Genomic DNA, 18027 nt, shown 5'->3' on the forward strand with positions numbered 1-18027 from the left:
TGGTGAGCATCCATCGGACTTGCGCTCGAGCCTGCGGGATGCGTAGGGATGCGAGACCCGTCCGGGCGCGCGCTCGCGCCCGGACGGGACCGGCTCAGCGGGTGGCGTGTCGGCGCAGCGTGAGCGCGCCGCCTGCCATGAGCAGGAGCGCGAGGGCGGCGACGACCGCGAGCGGCTCGCCACCGGTGGTCGGCAGGTGGCCGGCCGACGGTGCCGTGGGCGATCCCGGCGCCGGGGCGCCGGGTGCGGGTGCGCTCGGCGCGGGTGCGCTCGGGACGGGTGCGCTCGGCGCGGGCGACGCCGCCGCCTGCACCTCGATGACGACCGCGTCCGTGGCGCCATCGACGTGCGTGGGCGTGATGGTGTGGGGGCTCGCGGTCGGGAACGTGACGGTCGCGCCGTCGACGACGTCGGTCGCGACGTCGGAGGTGAGCGTCACGTCGGCCGTCACGTCGCCGACCGAGAGGCCGGCGTCGTTGGAGCCCTCGGCCGCGAACGTCGCGGAGCCGCCCTGCGCCACCTCGGTGCCGGAGGGGGTGAGCACGATCGAGTCGACGGTGGCGTCCAGCCGCCACGCTGCCTCGAGCACGTGGTCGGACGGCGTCGAGACGATCGTGTCGGCGTCCACGGTCGAGACGGAGCCGTCCTCGAGCGCGAGCACCCAGCCGTCGAGGTCGTAGCCGGCGCGCTCGGGCACGGGCAGCGCGCCGTAGGGCTCGTCGAACGTGACCTGCAGCGGCGCCGACACGACGGTGCCGCCGGCCGCGTCGAACGACACGAGGTAGTCGTTCGCCTCGTACGTCGCGGCGACCGTGAGGTCGCTCGTGACGTCGGCGAACGAGCGGTTCCAGCCGGTGGAGGAGCAGCCCGCGCGTGCCGGCGGCGTGGGCGCCTGGGCGCCCTGGCCGTCCGCGTTCGCGCGCATCAGTCGCCGACGACGCGCACCTCGCCGCCGGTGACGCGCACGAGCTCGTCGAAGGTGCAGAGGAAGACGGTGTCCGGCGTGCCAGCGGCCGCCGAGATGCGGTCGTGCTCGGCGAGCGCGACGTCGACGATCGTGCGGATGGGCGCGGGATGTCCGAGCGGCGCGACGCCCCCGATGACCTGGCTCGTCGCCGCTCGCACCTGCTCGGGCGTCGCGCGCTCGATCGGGCCCTCCTCCAGCTCGGCGGCGAGCTTCGCCGTGTCGACGCGGTGCCTGCCGCTCGTCATGACGAGGAGCGGCGCATCCGCCATCCAGAAGATCAGCGAGTTCGCGATCTGCCCCACCTCGATGCCCAACGCCTCCGCGGCGGCCTTCGCCGTGTGCACGCCGCCGGGGAAGCGGATGATCTCGACGTCGACGCCGAGTGCGGCGAGCTGCTGCTGGAGGGCGACGGCCTTCGCGGGGATGGTCACGCCGCCATCCTGCCTCGACTCAGGCGCGAGCGCGACGGCGCCGCGAGCGACCGCCGAGCATGCCGTCGACGCCGATGCGGCCACCGCCCACGACCGCGAGCGCGAGCGCGCCCGCGCCGAGCGCCGCCACGAGCTCCCAGCCGCCCTCGGCGACGAAGACGCCGAACGGCGCGTGCACGAGCGCGAGCGCGACGGCCATGTCGATCGCGACGAGGAGCCCCACGATGGGCAGCGCGGCACCCAGCACGATGAGCGCGCCGCCCACGAGCTCGACGCCGATGACGAGCGGCGCGGCGATCTGGGGCATCGGCACGCCCATGCCCGCGAAGCCCGCGACGGTGGCGTCGAGCCCCTGCGCGAAGAGCTTCTGCGCGCCGTGCGCGACCATGACGCCGCCGATCACGAGGCGCAGCACGAGCAGCGCGAGGTCGGTGGCGAGCGGAGCGGATGCGGACAGCGGACGCATGGGGACCCTTCGGTCGACGGGAGGACGCGCGGCAGTCTCCCCGCCGCACCTCTGCCGCGGCTATGCCCGGCGGGCAGGTGCGGGGTCCGGGGCTGGCCGGGAGGGGGTTCGCGCTTCGCAGGCGATGCACGGGTGGCGAGGGACGATGCCCCTCGCCCCGCCGGATCGCCTGCGATGCGGAACCGCGGGGCGGGCGACGTCAGCCGACGACGCGGATGCCGAGGTGGTCGGCGAAGGCGGGCGCGAGCAGCGCGAGCTGGTCGCGGTCGATCGTCGCGCCCGCGAGGGCCGCGACGGGCGAGACGGCGCGCGGCTCGAGACCGCGCAGGTCGACGTGCCGGAGGCGAGCGCGCGGCAGCTCGAGCGTCGCGACCGTCGAGCCGGGGAACGCGACGCGCTCGAGCTCGGCGTCGCCGACGTCGAGCACGTCGACGGTGCAGTCGCGCACCGTGAGGTCGCGCACGCGCGCCGCGCGCAGGTTGACGTGGCCGAGCTTGCAGCCGACGAGCACGAGCGACCGGATGCTCGCATCCGACAGGTCGATCGATCCGATGCGCGACGCGACGATCTCGACGTCGCGCCACGCGCTGCGCGACGCGTCGAGCGTCGCGGCGTCGAGCCGCTCGATGCGCGACTCGGCGATGCGCGCGTGCCGCAGCCGCGCGCCCGTGGCCTGCCAGCGCTCGACGACGCACTCGGAGAGCGCGAGCTCGTCGAGGTCCGCGTCCACGGAGTCCACGTCGACGATGCGCGCGCGGTCGAGCACCGCGCCGGGGCGGATCGCGTCGCCGCGCACGTCCTCGAGGCTCGCGAGTCGCAGCGAGGGCTCGATCGGCGCCGGCAGTCGGTCGCTCGGCATGCGCATCCTCTCGTCGTCGCCCGCCCATCGGCGGGCCCGGCCATGCTCGCACGCGACGCCGATGCCCGCGGCGGCATGCACGCGGGCGACCGCCGGCTGCCGCCCTGCGCACATGCCGAGCGTGCGCGCCACGCCCAGGCGGCGCGCGGTGGATGCCCGTACGCTGACGCCGATCCGCCTGGCGCCTCGCGCCCGGCCGCGGCCTCGACATGCAAGGAGGTGCCGTGCGGGCGCTCGCCAGCTGGCTCGTCGGCCTCCCCGCCGAGCAGCCCACCGCGTATCGCAGGCTCCGTGCGATGCGCGCGCGCATCTGGCACCGCATCGCCCCGCTGCAGGCGTCGATCCTCGTCTCGCCCGAGCCGACGCGGTTCGGCGACTGGCAGCCGAGCGACTTCCGGCCCATCCGACCGGGCACGGCGTGGGGCGACGTCTTCGAGTGCGGATGGCTGCACCTCACCGGCCCCGCGCCGGCCGATCCGCGCGCGGAGGTGCTGCTGGGCATCCGCGGCGAGGCGCTCGTGCACGACGCGGCGGGCGACGTGCTCGACGCCGTGAGCACCGTCTACCTGCAGGGCGACCTGCCGCATCCCGGCGGCCGCTTCCGCACCGTGCGCGGCGTCGACGCCGCGCGGCCCATCGACCTCTACGCCGACGCGACGTACAACGGCCTGCTCATCTACCCCGTCGGCAGGGCGGTCTTCCACGGCGCGCACCTCGCCGTGCGCGACGAGACGGCGTACGCCCTCTACTTCGACCAGCTCACGCTCACGATGCTCGCCGGCAGCACCGACGACGCGGCGCTGCGCCGCAGCCTCCGCACCGCGCTCGACGCGGCCTGGTCGCGCTTTGGCGCAGGCGACCTCGAGGCGGCTCGCGCATCCCTCGCCCCCGCCCTCGCCGCGCCGTCGACGAGCGACCTCGCCTACACGGCCGTCGGGCACGGCCATCTCGACATGGCGTGGCTGTGGCCGCTGCGCGAGACACGCAGGAAGGCCGCGCGCACCTACGCACGACAGCTCGACGCCGTCGAGCGCCGCCCCGGCTACGTCTACGGCACGAGCCAGCCGCAGCAGATGCAGTGGATGCGCGACGAGCAGCCGGCGCTCTTCGCACGCCTCAAGGCCGCCGTCGCGTCCGGCGGCGTCGAGGCGCAGGGCTCGTTCTGGATCGAGCCGGACACGAACCTGCCGAGCGGCGAGTCGCTCATCCGCCAGGCCGTCGTCGGCCGTCGCTTCCTGCAGCGCGAGCTGGGGCTCGCCGACGACGACCTGCGGCTGTGCTGGCTGCCCGACACGTTCGGCTACTCGGGCGCGCTCCCCCAGATCCTGCGCGGCACGGGCATGGAGTGGTTCCAGACCATCAAGCTCGCCTGGAACGAGGTCAACGACTTCCCCCATCGCACGTTCCGCTGGGCGGGCATCGACGGCTCCGAGGTGCTCGTGCACATGCCGCCCGAGGGCGACTACAACAGTCGCGCGGCCGCGGACGGGCTGCTGAAGGGCCTGCGGCGGCATCCGGAGCGCGACCTCGGCACCGCGCTGCTCGTCTACGGCGGCGGCGATGGCGGCGGCGGGCCGAGCGAGGTGCACCACGAGCTGCTCGATCGCGAGGCGGGCGCAGGCATCGCGGGCCTCCCCCGCGTCGCCCGCGGCAGCGCATCGGACTTCTTCCGCGACCTCGCCACGCGCGACGTGCGCCACACGCACCGCGGCGAGCTCTACCTCGAGAAGCACCAGGGCACGTACACGACGCAGGCGGCCACGAAGCGCTGGAACCGCACGCTCGAGCGGCTGCTGCACGACGTCGAGGCCCTCGCGTCCGCGCATGGCCCCGCGGTGCGCGCGCAGGTGCGCGACGAGCTCGAGCCCGTCTGGCAGGAGGCCCTGCTGCAGCAGTTCCACGACATCCTGCCCGGCTCGTCGATCGCGCGCGTGCACCGCGAGTCCGTCGAGGCGTTCGCGCGGCTCGCGGGCGTCGTCGAGGCGCGCATCGCCTCGCTCGTCGAGGCGCTCCCCGCCGACGGCGACGCGCCGGCCGCCCTCAACCTCGCTCCCGTCGCGCGCGACGAGCCCGTGCGCGTCGACGGGCGATGGATGCGCGCGCAGGTGCCGCCCTACGCGACGGCCGCGCTCGTGCCCGAGCCCGAGCATCCGCAGCTCGTCGCCGACGCATCCGGGCTCGCGAACGGCCTGCTCACCGTGCGGTTCGACGACGCGACGGGTGCCATCGTCTCGCTCGTCGACGCCGACGGGTTCGAGCACGCGGGCGAGGGCCTCAACCGCCTCGTGCTGCATCGCGACCCGCTGCGCATCCCGTTCGACGCCTGGGACATCTCGCCGAAGGCCGCCGCGGCGCCCGGCAGGCCGCTGCGCGTCGCCGAGCGGTCGTGGCACGTCGACGGGCCGCGCGCCGTGCGGCGTCACGTGCTCGTGGGGCCGAAGGTGCGCATCGAGCAGGACGTCGTGCTCGAGGCGGGCCAGGGCGCGGTGCGGTTCGAGACGCGCGTCGACTGGCGGCAGACGCATCGCATGCTGCGCGCCGAGCACCGACCGACGCGGTACGGCGACGAGGCGCTGTGCGAGATCCAGATGGGCCACATCCGCAGGCCCACGACCGAGCGCGACAGCGTCGAGCGGGCGCAGTTCGAGGTGTGCGCGCATCGCTGGCTCGCCGTCGAGGACGCCACGGGCGGCTTCGCGCTGCTCAACGACGGCAAGTACGGGCATCGCGCGAAGCACGGCCTCGTCTCCCTCGCGCTGCTGCGCTCGCCGACCTTCCCCGACCGAACGGCCGATCGCGGCGAGCACGCGTTCGCCTACGCCATCCGCCCCTACGCGCCCGGCGCCCTGCACGAGGTGATCGCCGACGGCTACCGGCTGCAGGCGCCCGTGCGCGTCGTGCGAGCGCGCGCGGATGCGATGCCGCCGCTCGTCACCGCATCCGATGCCGGGGTGATCGTCGAGACGATCGCTCCCGCATACGACTCCGACGGCACGGTGGTGCGCGTGTACGAGTCGCTCGGGCGCGCCACGACGACGGCGCTCGACGTCGCCATCCCGCACGGGGCCGCATGGCGCACCGACATGCTCGAGCGGCGCGTCGACGCCGCGGGCGCGCTCGACGCGGATGCCGTGCCCGCCGACCTCGCCGCCGTCTCGCTGCGGCCGTTCGAGATCGCGACGTTCGTGCTGGAGTCCTGACGGCGGCGAGATGCGCGCCCGAGCGGGCAGGCACGACGCATGCGGGCCTGCCGTGGCGCCGTGGTGCGCATCTCGCCGGGTAGCGTCGGAGGGTGCGGATGGATCGTCGTGGCGGCTCCGGCATCGCGCTCGTCCTCGCGGGCATCTGCTCGGTGCAGGCGGGCGCCGCCATCGCCAAGCTGCTCTTCGAGCACCTCGACCCCGCCGCCGTCACCTGGCTGCGGCTCGCGTTCGCGTCGCTCATCCTGCTCGCGATCGCGCGGCCGAAGGTGCGCGAATGGGATCGCCGCACATGGCGCGCCGTCGTGCTGCTCGGCGTCGCGCTCGGCAGCATGAACCTGCTGTTCTACGTCGCCGCCTCGCGCATCCCGCTCGCGCTCGCCGTCACCCTCGAGCTGCTGGGCCCGCTCGTGCTCGCCCTCGTGCTGTCGCGTCGCGTCGTGGATGCGGCGTGGGTGCTGCTCGCGGGCGGCGGCGTCGCGATCATCGGCGTGCAGTCGCTCACGGGCGCGCTCGATCCGCTGGGCGTCGCCCTCGCGGTCGCCGCGGGCGCGTGCTGGGCGGCGTACATCCTGTCGTCGCACGCGGTGGGCGAGCTCGTGCCGGGCGTCGGAGGGCTCACGGTCGCGATGTGCATCGCGGCGCTCGTGTCGACCCCGTTCGGCGCGGTCGGCGCCGTGACGGGCGTCGCGGCGCAGCCGTGGCTGCTGCTGCCGGCGCTCGGGGTCGCGATCCTGTCGAGCGCCCTCGCGTACGCCTTCGAACTCGCGGCCCTGCGACGCATCCCGCCTCGCGTGTTCGGCGTGCTCATGTCGCTCGAGCCCGTCGCAGCCGGGCTCTTCGCGCTCGTGATCGTCGGCGAGCGCATCGGCGGGGTCGAGGTGCTGGCGCTCGGCATCGTCGTCGTCGCGTCGGCGGGCGTCGCGCTCACGGCCCGCAGGGATCCACCCGTGACACCCGACACGGGCGCCATCGTGCAGCAGTAGCGCGCCACCCCCGCGAACGGGCGCGGGAGGATGGAGCCGTGGACGACGAGATCGAGCGCCTGCGCCGCGGCGACGTGCCGCCGATCGTGCGCGTGCCGCTGCCCGAGCGCATCGAGCTCGACGACGCGTCGGAGGCGGCGGCCGACGCCGACGCCGCCACCCTCGCCGACCAGGCCGAGCGCCCGCCGTGGGCGGCCGTCGCCGGCACGATCGCGCTCGTCGTGCTCGCATGCATCCCGCACCTCGTCGCGCCGTCGATCGCGCTGCTCGTCGCGCTCATCGCGGCGCCGCTGTCGTGGAGCCTGCACCGCATCTCGACGGGCAGGCGGCGCCGCGCCTACATCGCCCTCGCGGGCACGAACGTGCTCGTGGCGTGCCTCGCCGTCGCGGCGACCCTCGTGTGGGTCGAGCTCGGCGTCGTGCGCTGGCCGACGCTGCCGACCGGCTGAGCGCTGCCGCGCCCCGCATCGCCGTCGAGGGATGCGGGGCGCGACGCGGCGATCGCGGGCGGACGCCGCAGCCGCCGACCGGCGACGGTCAGAGCGCGACCGTCACCGTCTCTCCACCGAACAGCGCGCCCGTGAAGGTCACCGCGGTGGGCACCGTGCCGTCGGGCACGTCGAAGTAGACGGGGCCCGTGAGCGTGATGCCCGGGTTCACCTCGCCGAAGACCTCGATCGCCGACTCGTCGTAGATCGCCGCCGTCGAGTCGGCCGAGTACTCGGCGCCGTTCGCATCGACGATGGCCACGGCGTCGCTCGTGAGCAGCTGCGCCTCGTTCGCGGTGTTCGTGATGGTCACGCTCACGGGCACGTAGACGCCCTGCGCGTCCGCCGACAGCGGGCCCGAGCCGACGGCCTCCTGCGCCGCGCCGACCGACACGACGGTGAAGTCCCAGCCGTCGACCGAGACGACCTGGCCGACGGCGGGCTGTGCCTCCTCGGCAGGTGCCGCGGGCTCGGTCGAGGCTGCGTCGCTCGCGGCAGGGGCCGGCGACTCGGCGGCGGGAGCGGATGCGGATGCGCCGCAGCCCACGAGCGCGAGGCCGACGGCGACGACGGGAACTGCTGCCGCGAGGGTGCGGCGGATGGTGCTGGATGCGATGTGCATGGGATCTCCTCCTGGTCGGAGACCAGCGTGCGACGCCGTGCCGCATCCTCGGCAGGCCGTCTCGGTCGCATCTCGCGGCCGATCGGTCGCGGATCGCGACCGGGTCGGACGCCCTGGCGCGTGGGTGCTCGCGGCTAGCATGCGGACGTGCCCGAGCCGCATCCGCCATCCCGCAGCCGACGCGCCCTGCAGGTGGCCGCGTTCGTCGCGACGTCGCTGCTCGGCATCGCGGCGATCGCCGCCCTGGCGACCCTGTCGCTCGTCGGCGCCCCCGGGGCTGCGTCGTTCGCCAGCGGGAGGTTCTCGCTCGAGCCGCTCGGCGTGCCCATCTGGCTCGGCGCGGTCGTGCTGTCGTTCGGCTTCCTCGCCCGACGGCGACTGCCGTGGCTCGCCCTCGCCGCCAGCGCGGTCGTCGTGCTCGTGCTGCAGCTCGACGCCCTCATGGCGGCGCTGATGCTCGGCAGCGTGCTCGCGCATGGCCGCGGCAGGACGCGGTGGATCCAGGCGGGCATCGCCGCCGCGCTCGTCGCCGTGGCCACCGGCCGCGATCTGCTGCGCGGCCGGGACGGCGCCGTCGCTCGCCTCGTCGGCGACGAGCACGCCTCGGTCGCCGTCGCCATCACGCTCGTGGCCGTGGTGGCCGTCGCCGCGCTCGCCGTCGCCTACGGGCTCATCGTGCGCGCATCGACCCGAGCGCGCCGCGCCGAGGGCGACGCGCGTCGGGTCGAGCGTCGGGCCGATCGCCTCTCCGATCGGCTCGACGTGGGCGATCGTCGCGCCGAGCTCTCGCAGGCCATGCACGACGGCGTCGCGCGCACCCTCACGCACGTGCAGCTGCAGGCCGCCGTGCTGCGCGAGCAGTCCGACCTGTCCGCGGATGCGCGTGCGACCGCCGACGAGCTCGTCGCCCAGGCGCGCCAGGCGAGCATCCAGCTGCAGGACGTGCAGCGCGCCATCGACGGCGGCTTCGGCCACGCCGACGCACCCGCGTCCGCCCTGCCCGAGCGCGGCCTCGCCGACGCCGTGACCCTCGTGCAGGAGACCCGTGCCGCGGGACACCGCGTCGAGGCCGGCGTGGTGCTCACGGGCACGACGGCGCTGACGCCCGCGCTCGATCGCACCGCGTACTGGATCCTCTCCGAGGCGCTCACGAACGCCGCGAAGCACGCGCCGCCCGGCGATGCCGTCGCCGTGACCGTCTCGGGCGACGAGCGCCGCGGCGTCCGCATCCTCGTCGAGAACGCGCTCGGCGACGGTTCGGCGATCGGCTCCGGCACGGGCGTCGCACGCATGCGCGCGCAGGCCGTCGCCGTCGGCGGCACGCTCGAGGCGGGCGTCGACGCACGCGGCAGGCACGTCGTCGACGCCTGGCTGCCATGGGCGAGTCCGAGGACCGACCTAGGATCGGACCGTGCCGCCCGTCAGGATCGCGATCGTCGAGGATGACGCGTTCGTCGTGAGCATGCTCCGGCAGCTCGTGCACGGCGTCGAGGGCTACGAGGTCGTGGGCGAGGCGGCCGAGCCCGCCGGCATCGCACCGCTCGTCGCTGCGCACTTCTCCGACGTCCTGCTCGTCGACGTCCGGCTCGGGGATGCGAGCGGCATCGCCGCGATCGCCGCGCTGCGTCGCTCCGGCGTCGTACGGCCGCGGGTCGTGTTCATGACGGCCCATCTCGACGACCGCGTCGTGCGCGATGCGCTCGAGGTCGGCCTCGACGGCTTCCTGCACAAGGTCGACGTCTCGAGCGGCTGGCAGGCGTCCGTCGATGCGGCGATGCGCGGAGAGGTCGTGCTCTCGCCCCTCGTCGGCGCGTTCATCGCGCGGCAGGCTGCGGATCCCGCGCGGCTGGTCGAGCGTCGCCGCGTCGAGGCAGCCGTCTCGAGGCTCTCCGACCTCGACCGCGCGGTCCTGCGGCTCCTGCCCGAGGGTCTGACGAACCCCGAGCTCGCCGCGAGGCTCCACTCCGGCGCGACGCGCGTGAAGGAGGCCCTCGCACGCATCCAGCATGCGCTCGGCGTCGAGAACCGCACGCAGGCGACGGCGCTCGTCGTGCGCCACGGGCTCCTCGACGAGGTCTGAGCCCGCCCTCTCCTCAGTCGCGCCCGCGCAGCAGCCACGGCCGGAAGAGCCGCGTCACCGCCGGCAGCACGAAGCCGACCATGATCGGCGTGAGCACGAGGCTCGTGACGAGCAGGCGCAGCACGATCGGCAGGTCGGCGAAGCCGGGGATGAGGCCGAGCAGCAGCGTGACGACGACGTTGACGGGGAAGAAGCCGAGCCACACGACGACGCCTTGCTTCCACCGCGGCGGCACGGGCTCGGCGGCGCGCACCTCGACGCGGTCGCCGGGCACGCCCTCGCCTGCCGCCGAGTCGAACCATCCCTCGATGCCGCTTCGGCGCTCGACGCTCGCCTCGCGCGCGAAGTCGGCGCCAGCGTCGAGCCACAGGCGGCGCTCGTCGCTCGCCTCCCACGCGTGCAGGCTCGCGGGCGAGTCGAAGCGGTACAGCATGTGCCACGTGTCGCTGCCGGGGCGCACCTGCACCCATCCCGAGCCGAGGAAGCCCGGGTACGTGTGCGCGAGGTCGATGCCCTGCCGCACCCAGCTGAGCGCGTAGCGCTGCTTCGTCGGGTCGACCTGCCGCTCGATGGCGACGGTGATGGGCTCGGACATGGCATCCCCTCGGGTCGAAGGCCTTCGACGGCGGATGCTGCTCCGCCAGGAGGGTGTGCCGAGCGGATGCGACCGCGTCGTCAGATGGGCCGCGACGCGGTGGCGGTCGCGAGGCCCACTGGAGGGGATGACGGGAATCGAACCCGCGCTGGGTGCTTGGGAAGCACCAGTTCTGCCATTGAACTACATCCCCGAGCGCCGCCCGAGGGCAGCAGGAGCCATCGTACGCCACGTCCGTCGCAGCGGGCGCATCGGCCGCGGGGTCGGCACGAGATGAGCGTGAGCGGCCCGCCGAGTGGAATGCACCCTCGACGTGCCGCGCACGCTCATCTCGTGCGCGCGACTACCGCGTGCGCTTCGGCGAGGGCTCGGCGGTGGTCGCCTTCGACGACGACTGCAGCGCCTCGCGCTCCTCCTCCACGGTGTAGCCCGAGTGCAGGCGCACGGCCTCGGGCTTCGGCGCGTCGGCCTTCGCCGCGTCGGCCCGCTTCCGCTTGCGCGCGGCGTACGCGAGGTTCAGCACCTCGACCAGCACGGCGAACGCCATCGGGCCGTAGATGAACGCCTTCTCGATGTGGAAGCCGAAGCCCTCGGCCACGAGGAAGACGCCGATGAGCACCAGGAAGGCGAGCGCGAGCATCTTCACGGTCGGGTGGTTGTTCACGAACGTGAAGATGTGCTTCGCGGCGACGAGCATGATCGCGAACGACAGCACGACGACCGTGATGATGACGACGATGCGGTCGGTCATGCCGACGGCGGTGATGACGGAGTCGAGCGAGAACACGAGGTCGAGCGCGAGGATCTGCGCCAGCACCGCGCCGAAGGTCGCCTTGGCGGCCGCGCCCGTGCCGTGGTCGTCGGCGCCCTCGAGCTTGTGGTGGATCTCGGTGACCGCCTTGTAGAGCAGGAATCCGCCACCGAGGATCAGGATGAGGTCCTTGCCCGAGAACTCCGCGTCGAACGGGGTGCCGTCGAGGAAGCCGAGCGTGAACAGCGGCTGCGTGAGCGTGATGATCCAGCCGGCGAGCAGGACGAGCAGCACGCGCATGACCATCGCGAGCGTGAGGCCGAGGTTCCGCGCCTTCGCCTGCTGGTCGGCCGGCAGCTTGGCGGCGAGGATCGAGATGAAGATGACGTTGTCGACGCCGAGGACGACCTCGAGCACGAAGAGGGTGAGGAAGACCGCGACGAGGTCGGGGGTGAACTCCAGGGAGAAGTCGAGCATGGGTCGATCCTGGCCGAAGATCGCTGGGAACGCTCGGACACGCGTGGCACGATGACGCGGTGACCACCACCCCTCCGCCACCGGGCGACCCGCAGCGCGCCCCGCATCCGACGCCCGAGGGATGGGTGCAGCCGTCGCGATGGGACGTCGTGCAGCAGCCGACGCAGCAGCAGCACGCGCCGTCGGCGTGGGCGGCGCAGCAGCGCTACGCGGCGCCCAGGCAGTTCCGGCCCGTGCCCGATGCGATGCTCGAGTCGCAGCGGTCGACGCGCTTCGCGACGCGTGCGCTCGTATGGGGCGTCGTGGCCCTCGTCGTGTCGATGGTGCCCGTGCTCAACTGGTTCACCCTCGTGCCCGGCATCGTGGCGATCCAGTTCGGCGCAGCGGCACGCATGCAGCGGCTCGCGGGTGGCGGGCGCGCCGTGTGGGCCATCGTGCTCGGCGCGCTCGGCATCCTCGGATCCGCGGGCTGGATCCTGCTGCACGTCGTGACCTTCTTCGGCTGGATGGCGTCCGCCGTCACCTCGACCGTCTGAGCGCCAGCGCGCGCACGGCCGCGGAGCCTGCGGCGCTCACGGCGCCGCGGGGCCTGCTGAGCCCACGGCGCCGCGGGGCCCACCGCGCCGCTACGGCACGCGGTGCAGCCAGGTCTCCGTCGAGAACTTCGAGGCGATGAGCTCGTCGGCCGCGGCGAGCTCGTCGGCGCTCAGCGTGCCGTCGGTCGCGTTCGTGAGCCTGCGGAACGTCGCCTTCAGCGCATCCTGCACGGCGTCGCGTGCCATGCCGGTCTGCGAGCGCAGCGGATCGACGCGCTTCTTCGCGCTCGTCGTGCCCTTGTCGGATAGCTTCTCGCGGCCGATGCGCAGCACCTGCACCATCTTCTCGGCATCCATGTCGTACGACATCGTCGCGTGGTGCAGCACGCCACCCGAGCCGAGGCGCTTCTGCGCGGCGCCGCCGATCTTGCCCTGCGGCGACGTGATGTCGTTGAGCGGGGCGTAGCGCGCGTCGATGCCGAGCCCCTGCAGCGCCTCGATGACCCAGGCGTCGAGGAAGGCGTACGAGTCGGCGAAGCTCATGCCCTGCACGAGGTCGGCAGGCACGTACATCGAGTACGTGATGGCGTTGCCGGGCTCCGAGAACATCGCGCCGCCGCCGGAGATGCGGCGGATGATGGGGATGCCGAAGCGCTCGGCGCTCTCGGGGTCGACCTCGTTGCGGTACGACTGGAACGAGCCGATGTACACGGCGGGTCCCGACAGGTTCCAGAAGCGCAGCGTCGGTCCGCGGCGCCCCTGGCCCACCTCGTTGGCGAGCACCTCGTCGAGCGCGACGTGCAGGATCGGCAGGCGCGGCTCGTCGTCGATGACCTGCCACTCGTAGTCGGCGAACGACGTCGCCTTCGCGAGCGCGCGCCGCACGGCGACGCCGACGGCCTCGGGCGTGAGGCCCAGCATCGTGACCCCGTCGGGGAGCCCCTCGCGGATGGCGGTGCCGATCTCGGCGGCCGTCACCGTGGCGGGCAGGCCGAGCACGGCGGCGTCGATCTGCTCGAGGGCGTCGTCGGGCTCGAGGAAGAAGTCGCCCGAGAGCCGGAACGCCGTGATGCGGTCGCCGTCGGCCTCGACGTCGACGACCACGAGCTTGCCGCCTGGGACCTTGTACTCGCCGTGCACGGTGCCTCCTCGCCTGCGTGGGACGGCATCCAGCCTAGGCGGCGTCAGCGCTCGGATGCGGTGGTGGCGTCGCCACCGCGAGCCTCGCCCCCGCGAGCCTCGGGGCCGCGAGCCTCGGAGCCGCGAGCCTCGGGATCGACGAGGTCTCCGATGGGGTCTGTGGCGTACACGGGCGCGTCGCCGGGATGCAGGTCGCGATGCGCGGGCTCGCGCTCCTGCCACTGCACCTCGTGCGAGCGGAAGGCGAGCCCCAGCATGACGGCGCCGATCACCAGGCCGATGGCGACGGCGAGGGGCCGCGTGGCGTCGGGCATGATCGGCACGACGAGCGCCGCGACGGCGACGAGCGCGCACACGGCGACGCCTGCGACGGTGCCGCGCGCGAGCGTGCGGCGCGTGGGCCTGCGGCCTCGCGCGAGCACGAGCGTGCCGCCCCCGAGCAGGCCGCCGACGGCGCCGAGCATCGCGGCGACGCCCACGACCAGCACCGTGAGCGACGGCGCGCCCGGCGCGAAGGCGCCGCCGCTCGGCGAGAGCTGCACCGCGACGACGACGGCCACGCCGCCGACGACGCCGCCGAGCACGTTCCAGCCCAGCAGGGCCGGCGCCGCGACGCGCCAGGCCCGCGGGTGCGGGACCTCGTCCATGCCCCCATGGTGCTCCTGCGTCGCGCGGATGCGCGGCACATCCGCATCGCGCGTGGCGCGCGGGCTCGATCGGGCTCGGGGCTCGGGCTCAGGTGCGGGCTGGATCTCGCTCGACCTCGACCTCGAGCGAGGCCCTACGGCGTGGGCGCCGAGCGGCGCCCCGTGCGGTCGGCCGTGAGGTGCGCGTCGAGCCACGTCGTCACGTCCTCCAGCACCTTCGCCTTCGTGATCTCGTTGAAGATCTCGTGGCGCGCACCCGGGTAGACGCGCAGCGTGACGTCGGTGAGGCCCGAGCGCTCCTCGTAGGCGCGCACGAGACGGCGCGCGGAGGCCTCGCCGCCCAGCGTGTCGTCGGATCCGACGGCGACCAGCAGCGGGATGTCGGTGCCGAGCGAGCGCGCGGGCACGCCCAGCAGGCGCGCGGCCTCGACGACGCCGAAGAGCTTGACGACGTCGGCGGGGAAGGTCAGCGGATCCTCCTGGAACGCCTGCACGACGGCCGGATCGCGCGACAGCCACTCGTAGCCCGTGTCGCCGAGGTGCTTGTGGCGCACGTTGAGGTCGCCGGCCGTCATCCACCCCGGCAGCCGGTACGCCGTGCCCGAGAGCACGGCCGCGTCGATGAGCGGTGCGTGGCGGTTGAGGAGGCGCTGCAGCGTGAGCGAGCCCCACGAGTGCCCGATGATGCCGAGGGGCAGCTCGGGATGCTCGCCGCGGAGGCGCTTGACGAGCGAGACGACGTCGCCGACGACCGCGGCGCCGCCTCCGGGGCCGAGGCGCCCGAGGCCCGCGACGTCGCCGCCGGACTGCTCGAGCCCCGTCGCGCCGTGGCCGCGCTGGTCGAGCGCTGCGACGCCGTAGCCGGCGTTCACGAGGTGCTGCGCGACGTGCTCGTAGCGCAGCGCGTGCTCGCCGACGCCGTGCACGACGAGCACGATGGCCTTGGGCTTGCCAGGCATCCACGAGTACCAGTGGATGGTGACGCCCTGCAGGTCCACGAACGTGTGGTCCTGCCGGATCACGGCGAACTTGGGCACTGCTGACCTCCGGATGCTCCGGCGTGCAGCGTACTCCTCGCCGGTGGCCCGCACGCATCCGCGCACCCTCGTCGGACCTCGGGGACCGCGCGCTCGATGCCGCTGCGGGGGCGGCGCGGCAGCGTCTGCCGCCCGCTCGCGAGCATCGAGCGCCCGGCCGGGAGGGGTCAGGCGCGCGTCAGCTCGCGGCCCTCGTCGTGGTCGCGACCCTCCGAGCCCTCGGCCGCGTGCGCCCGGATGACGTCGAGCGGCATCGACGAGAGGTCGATGCTCGGGTCGGTGTCCTGGCGCTCGACGACGGCCACGGCCTCGGCGCGCGTCTCGACGGTCGGCACCGATCCGATGAGCGGCCGGTTCGACGACTCGCGCATCGACAGCAGCGCGACCCCGCCGAGCGCGGCGAACAGCATGATGTAGAACGCCGGCATGAAGGCGTTGCCCGTGAGCTCGATGAGCGCCTGCGAGAACAGCGGCGTCGTGCCGCCGAAGAGCGACACCGACACGTTGAACGCGATCGCCATCGCGCCGAAGCGCGTCGCCGTGGGGAACATCGCGGGCAGGGCGGATGCGGAGACCGCGATGAAGAGGGCGGCGGGCACGGCGACGATGCACAGCGCGACGACGACCGCCCACACCTCGCCGAGCTGCATGATCGCGAACGCGGGCACCATGACGACGAGGGTCGAGACGAAGGCGACGACGTAGATCGGCTTGCGGCCCACGCGGTCGCTGATGCGGCCGATGACGGGCAGCAGTGCCGACAGCGCGATGAGCACGGGCACGGTCGCGAGCGCCGCGAGGAGGTTCGAGACGCCCACCTCGGTCTCGAGGTACGTGGGCATGTAGCTCGTCAACGCGTAGCCGACGGTGTTCGTCGCGGCGGCGAGGGCGACGACGACGAGCATCGCCCGCCAGTGGTGGCGGATGGTGCCGGCGATGCCGTGGCGTGCGAGCGGGTCGTTCGGGCGCTCGTCGCCCTCGGCGTGCACGGCCTCGAACGCGGGCGTCTCGGGGATGCGCAGGCGGAACCAGATCGCGACGGCGCCGAGCGGGATGGCGACGAGGAACGGGATGCGCCAGCCGAAGTCGACCATGGCGCCGGGCCCCGCGAGCCACTCGGTGACGACGGTCGTGAGCGCGACGACCGACGCGCCGGCCGCGAAGCCGACGTACGAGCCGACGTCGAGCCACGACGCCCAGAAGCCACGGCTGCGGTCGGGCGAGAACTCGGTGACGTACGTCGAGGCGCCCGCGTACTCGCCGCCCGTCGAGAAGCCCTGCACCATCTTCAGCAGGTATAGCGGCACGATCGCCCACAGGCCGATCTGCGCCGACGTCGGCAGCAGCCCGATGAGCGCCGTCGCCGTCGCCATCATCGCCATCGTGATGAAGAGCACGCGCTGGCGCCCGATGCGGTCGCCGAGCGGGCCGAGCACGATGCCACCGATGGGCCGCACGAGGAACGAGATCGCGAACCCGAGGAGCGTGACGAGGAGGCCCCACGGCTCGGGCAGGTCGGCGGTGAAGACCACGGCGAGCGTGACGGCGAGGTAGCCGTAGATGCCGAAGTCGAACCACTCCATGAAGTTGCCGACGACCGTGCCCGAGATGGCGGTCCTGACGCGTCTCCTCGGCACGACGATGACGTCGTCGACCTCGAGGCGATGCCCTCCTGGTCCGACCCCCGCCTGCGGTGCATCGGGGGTCGAGGGATGGTGGGCGTCACCGTGGGGCATGGCTCTCCTGGAGAAGGGTCGATGGGCGCGAAGCCCCGAACGGTCATAGGACCCTAGCCAGCCGAATCACCTGCGCCAAGACGGGGCATGCTCCGCGCGGCATGCATCCCGGGCGTGTCGCGAGCGCCGTCCTCACCAGTCGGGACATGGGCTGCAGGGCGCTCCGGGAGGTCGCGACACGCCCGGGCGGTCGCGCGGCGAGCCACGGCCCACGATCGAGCGCCCTGCCAACCACCTCGCGAGAGCGGCGTCAGCCCCCGAGGATGCGCGCGAGCACGGCGGGATCCGTGCGGTGCCGAGCACCGAAGCCGTCGTCCGGCGCGACGAGGGTGCGCGCCGAGAGGTGCACGTCGGCGATGCCCGTCGCCGCCACGAGCTCCCCGACGCGCTCGGGTCGGATGCCGCCGCCCGCCATGACCGCGAGTCGCCCCTGCGCCGCGGCGACCGCACGCGCGATGCGCTCGGCGCCGTCGTGCGCCGACGTCGCGCCGCCCGACGTCAGCATGCGGTCGACGCCGACGGCGACGAGGTCGCCGACCGTCGCCTCGACGTCGGCCTCGACGTCGACGGCACGATGCGCCGTGAGCTGGGCGTCGCCCGCGATGGCACGCAGCCGACGCATCGCCGCCAGGTCGAAGCGGCCGCTCGCCAGCAGCGGCCCCACCACGATGCCGCTCGCGCCGGCTGCGAGCACGAGCTCGGCGTCGCGCAGCACCACGTCGAGCTCGCCCGCGTCGGTCAGGAAGTCGCCGGGGCGCGGCCGCAGCAGCACGTGCACGCCCATGCCCTCGGCGGCCGCGACCGCCTGCTCGACGAGCCCGAGCGAGGGCGTGAGCCCGCCGGCGTCGAGCGCGACGCACAGCTCGACGCGATCCGCTCCCGCCTCACGGGCGACGCGCACGCCATCGGCATCCGTCACGCAGACCTCGACCCGCAGCATGCACCCATCGTGCCAGCGCCCGGCACGACGAGGGCCCCGCGGCCATCGCGGGGCCCTCGTGCGCATCCG

General features: G+C 74.0%; 18 protein-coding genes and 1 tRNA gene. 6 read left to right on the top strand and 13 right to left on the bottom strand.

Annotated elements, in window-relative coordinates:
* Positions 1 to 94: 94 nt before the first annotated feature.
* The 4 genes from ACFQPP_RS00615 to ACFQPP_RS00630 all read right to left on the bottom strand — a co-directional run bounded on the left by ACFQPP_RS00615 (position 95) and on the right by ACFQPP_RS00630 (position 2723).
* Complete coding sequence (locus ACFQPP_RS00615; RefSeq protein ID WP_376914525.1) at positions 95 to 925, bottom strand: InlB B-repeat-containing protein; 831 nt, start codon at positions 923 to 925, stop codon at positions 95 to 97.
* Complete coding sequence (locus tag ACFQPP_RS00620) at positions 925 to 1398, bottom strand: YbaK/EbsC family protein (protein ID WP_376914527.1); 474 nt, start codon at positions 1396 to 1398, stop codon at positions 925 to 927. Before ACFQPP_RS00620 ends, ACFQPP_RS00615 begins: the two co-directional genes overlap by 1 nt.
* Positions 1399 to 1417: 19 nt before the next feature.
* Positions 1418 to 1864: a DoxX family protein gene (locus ACFQPP_RS00625; RefSeq protein ID WP_376914528.1), complete on the bottom strand. Its 447-nt coding sequence runs from the start codon at positions 1862 to 1864 to the stop codon at positions 1418 to 1420.
* Positions 1865 to 2063: 199 nt separating this feature from the next.
* Positions 2064 to 2723 carry a pentapeptide repeat-containing protein gene (locus tag ACFQPP_RS00630; RefSeq protein ID WP_376914530.1) on the bottom strand — a complete coding sequence of 220 codons (660 nt, stop codon included), beginning with the start codon at positions 2721 to 2723 and terminating at the stop codon, positions 2064 to 2066.
* Between the two features lie 224 nt (positions 2724 to 2947).
* On the opposite strand from ACFQPP_RS00630, the gene ACFQPP_RS00635 reads away from it, so the two are divergent.
* From ACFQPP_RS00635 to ACFQPP_RS00645, 3 genes are all read left to right on the top strand, one after another.
* On the top strand, positions 2948 to 5923 hold the full coding sequence (locus tag ACFQPP_RS00635) for an alpha-mannosidase (RefSeq protein ID WP_376914531.1): 2976 nt from the start codon (positions 2948 to 2950) through the stop codon (positions 5921 to 5923).
* A gap of 98 nt (positions 5924 to 6021) precedes the next feature.
* Positions 6022 to 6909 (top strand): DMT family transporter, encoded by an 888-nt coding sequence (locus ACFQPP_RS00640; protein WP_376914533.1) that lies wholly within the window; start codon positions 6022 to 6024, stop codon positions 6907 to 6909.
* A gap of 38 nt (positions 6910 to 6947) precedes the next feature.
* Complete coding sequence (locus tag ACFQPP_RS00645) at positions 6948 to 7358, top strand: hypothetical protein (protein ID WP_376914535.1); 411 nt, start codon at positions 6948 to 6950, stop codon at positions 7356 to 7358.
* Positions 7359 to 7446: 88 nt separating this feature from the next.
* Here the strand turns inward: ACFQPP_RS00645 and ACFQPP_RS00650 are convergent, their stop codons facing one another.
* The gene (locus ACFQPP_RS00650) at positions 7447 to 8019 is read right to left on the bottom strand and encodes a DUF4352 domain-containing protein (RefSeq protein WP_376914537.1); all 573 of its coding nucleotides are present in this window, start codon (positions 8017 to 8019) and stop codon (positions 7447 to 7449) included.
* Positions 8020 to 8166: 147 nt separating this feature from the next.
* Between ACFQPP_RS00650 and ACFQPP_RS00655 the strand changes: the two genes are divergently transcribed.
* Positions 8167 to 9465: a sensor histidine kinase gene (locus ACFQPP_RS00655; protein WP_376914538.1), complete on the top strand. Its 1299-nt coding sequence runs from the start codon at positions 8167 to 8169 to the stop codon at positions 9463 to 9465.
* On the top strand, positions 9431 to 10099 hold the full coding sequence (locus tag ACFQPP_RS00660) for a response regulator (RefSeq protein ID WP_376914540.1): 669 nt from the start codon (positions 9431 to 9433) through the stop codon (positions 10097 to 10099). Before ACFQPP_RS00655 ends, ACFQPP_RS00660 begins: the two co-directional genes overlap by 35 nt.
* Positions 10100 to 10112: 13 nt before the next feature.
* On the opposite strand, the gene ACFQPP_RS00665 is transcribed toward ACFQPP_RS00660, so the two are convergent.
* The 3 genes from ACFQPP_RS00665 to ACFQPP_RS00675 form a co-directional block, all read right to left on the bottom strand.
* Positions 10113 to 10694, bottom strand: coding sequence for an antibiotic biosynthesis monooxygenase (locus tag ACFQPP_RS00665; protein WP_376914542.1), 582 nt, complete (start codon positions 10692 to 10694; stop codon positions 10113 to 10115).
* 119 nt (positions 10695 to 10813) lie between these two features.
* Positions 10814 to 10887, bottom strand: a tRNA-Gly gene (locus ACFQPP_RS00670).
* Positions 10888 to 11037: 150 nt separating this feature from the next.
* The gene (locus ACFQPP_RS00675) at positions 11038 to 11922 is read right to left on the bottom strand and encodes a TerC family protein (RefSeq protein ID WP_376914544.1); all 885 of its coding nucleotides are present in this window, start codon (positions 11920 to 11922) and stop codon (positions 11038 to 11040) included.
* Positions 11923 to 11981: 59 nt separating this feature from the next.
* Here ACFQPP_RS00675 and ACFQPP_RS00680 point away from each other — a divergent pair, with 59 nt between their 5' ends.
* Positions 11982 to 12458, top strand: coding sequence for a DUF4190 domain-containing protein (locus ACFQPP_RS00680; protein WP_376914545.1), 477 nt, complete (start codon positions 11982 to 11984; stop codon positions 12456 to 12458).
* Positions 12459 to 12548: 90 nt separating this feature from the next.
* Here ACFQPP_RS00680 and ACFQPP_RS00685 read toward each other — a convergent pair whose 3' ends face one another.
* The 5 genes from ACFQPP_RS00685 to ACFQPP_RS00705 all read right to left on the bottom strand — a co-directional run bounded on the left by ACFQPP_RS00685 (position 12549) and on the right by ACFQPP_RS00705 (position 17958).
* Positions 12549 to 13598 carry a biotin/lipoate A/B protein ligase family protein gene (locus ACFQPP_RS00685; RefSeq protein ID WP_376914546.1) on the bottom strand — a complete coding sequence of 350 codons (1050 nt, stop codon included), beginning with the start codon at positions 13596 to 13598 and terminating at the stop codon, positions 12549 to 12551.
* A 44-nt stretch (positions 13599 to 13642) separates the two neighbouring features.
* On the bottom strand, positions 13643 to 14245 hold the full coding sequence (locus ACFQPP_RS00690) for a hypothetical protein (RefSeq protein ID WP_376914548.1): 603 nt from the start codon (positions 14243 to 14245) through the stop codon (positions 13643 to 13645).
* 134 nt (positions 14246 to 14379) lie between these two features.
* Entirely contained in the window at positions 14380 to 15282 is a 903-nt protein-coding gene (locus ACFQPP_RS00695) for an alpha/beta fold hydrolase (protein ID WP_376914549.1), read from the bottom strand.
* A 167-nt stretch (positions 15283 to 15449) separates the two neighbouring features.
* Positions 15450 to 17018: an MFS transporter gene (locus tag ACFQPP_RS00700; RefSeq protein ID WP_376914550.1), complete on the bottom strand. Its 1569-nt coding sequence runs from the start codon at positions 17016 to 17018 to the stop codon at positions 15450 to 15452.
* Positions 17019 to 17268: 250 nt separating this feature from the next.
* The gene (locus ACFQPP_RS00705; protein WP_376914552.1) at positions 17269 to 17958 is read right to left on the bottom strand and encodes a copper homeostasis protein CutC; all 690 of its coding nucleotides are present in this window, start codon (positions 17956 to 17958) and stop codon (positions 17269 to 17271) included.
* Positions 17959 to 18027 lie beyond the last annotated feature (69 nt).

This window comes from Agrococcus sp. GCM10030265, from assembly GCF_042666675.1.
In the GTDB taxonomy this organism is placed as follows: domain Bacteria; phylum Actinomycetota; class Actinomycetes; order Actinomycetales; family Microbacteriaceae; genus Agrococcus.

What these genes read in the sequence shown, in the direction of transcription:
- ACFQPP_RS00625 (WP_376914528.1), bottom strand. Translation starts at nt 1,864, where the DNA reads ATGCGTCCGCTGTCCGCATCCGCTCCGCTCGCCACCGACCTCGCGCTG.
- ACFQPP_RS00705 (WP_376914552.1), bottom strand. Translation starts at nt 17,958, where the DNA reads ATGCTGCGGGTCGAGGTCTGCGTGACGGATGCCGATGGCGTGCGCGTC.
- ACFQPP_RS00630 (WP_376914530.1), bottom strand. Translation starts at nt 2,723, where the DNA reads ATGCCGAGCGACCGACTGCCGGCGCCGATCGAGCCCTCGCTGCGACTC.
- ACFQPP_RS00640 (WP_376914533.1), top strand. Translation starts at nt 6,022, where the DNA reads ATGGATCGTCGTGGCGGCTCCGGCATCGCGCTCGTCCTCGCGGGCATC.
- ACFQPP_RS00665 (WP_376914542.1), bottom strand. Translation starts at nt 10,694, where the DNA reads ATGTCCGAGCCCATCACCGTCGCCATCGAGCGGCAGGTCGACCCGACG.
- ACFQPP_RS00650 (WP_376914537.1), bottom strand. Translation starts at nt 8,019, where the DNA reads ATGCACATCGCATCCAGCACCATCCGCCGCACCCTCGCGGCAGCAGTT.
- ACFQPP_RS00615 (WP_376914525.1), bottom strand. Translation starts at nt 925, where the DNA reads ATGCGCGCGAACGCGGACGGCCAGGGCGCCCAGGCGCCCACGCCGCCG.
- ACFQPP_RS00675 (WP_376914544.1), bottom strand. Translation starts at nt 11,922, where the DNA reads ATGCTCGACTTCTCCCTGGAGTTCACCCCCGACCTCGTCGCGGTCTTC.
- ACFQPP_RS00700 (WP_376914550.1), bottom strand. Translation starts at nt 17,018, where the DNA reads ATGCCCCACGGTGACGCCCACCATCCCTCGACCCCCGATGCACCGCAG.
- ACFQPP_RS00690 (WP_376914548.1), bottom strand. Translation starts at nt 14,245, where the DNA reads ATGGACGAGGTCCCGCACCCGCGGGCCTGGCGCGTCGCGGCGCCGGCC.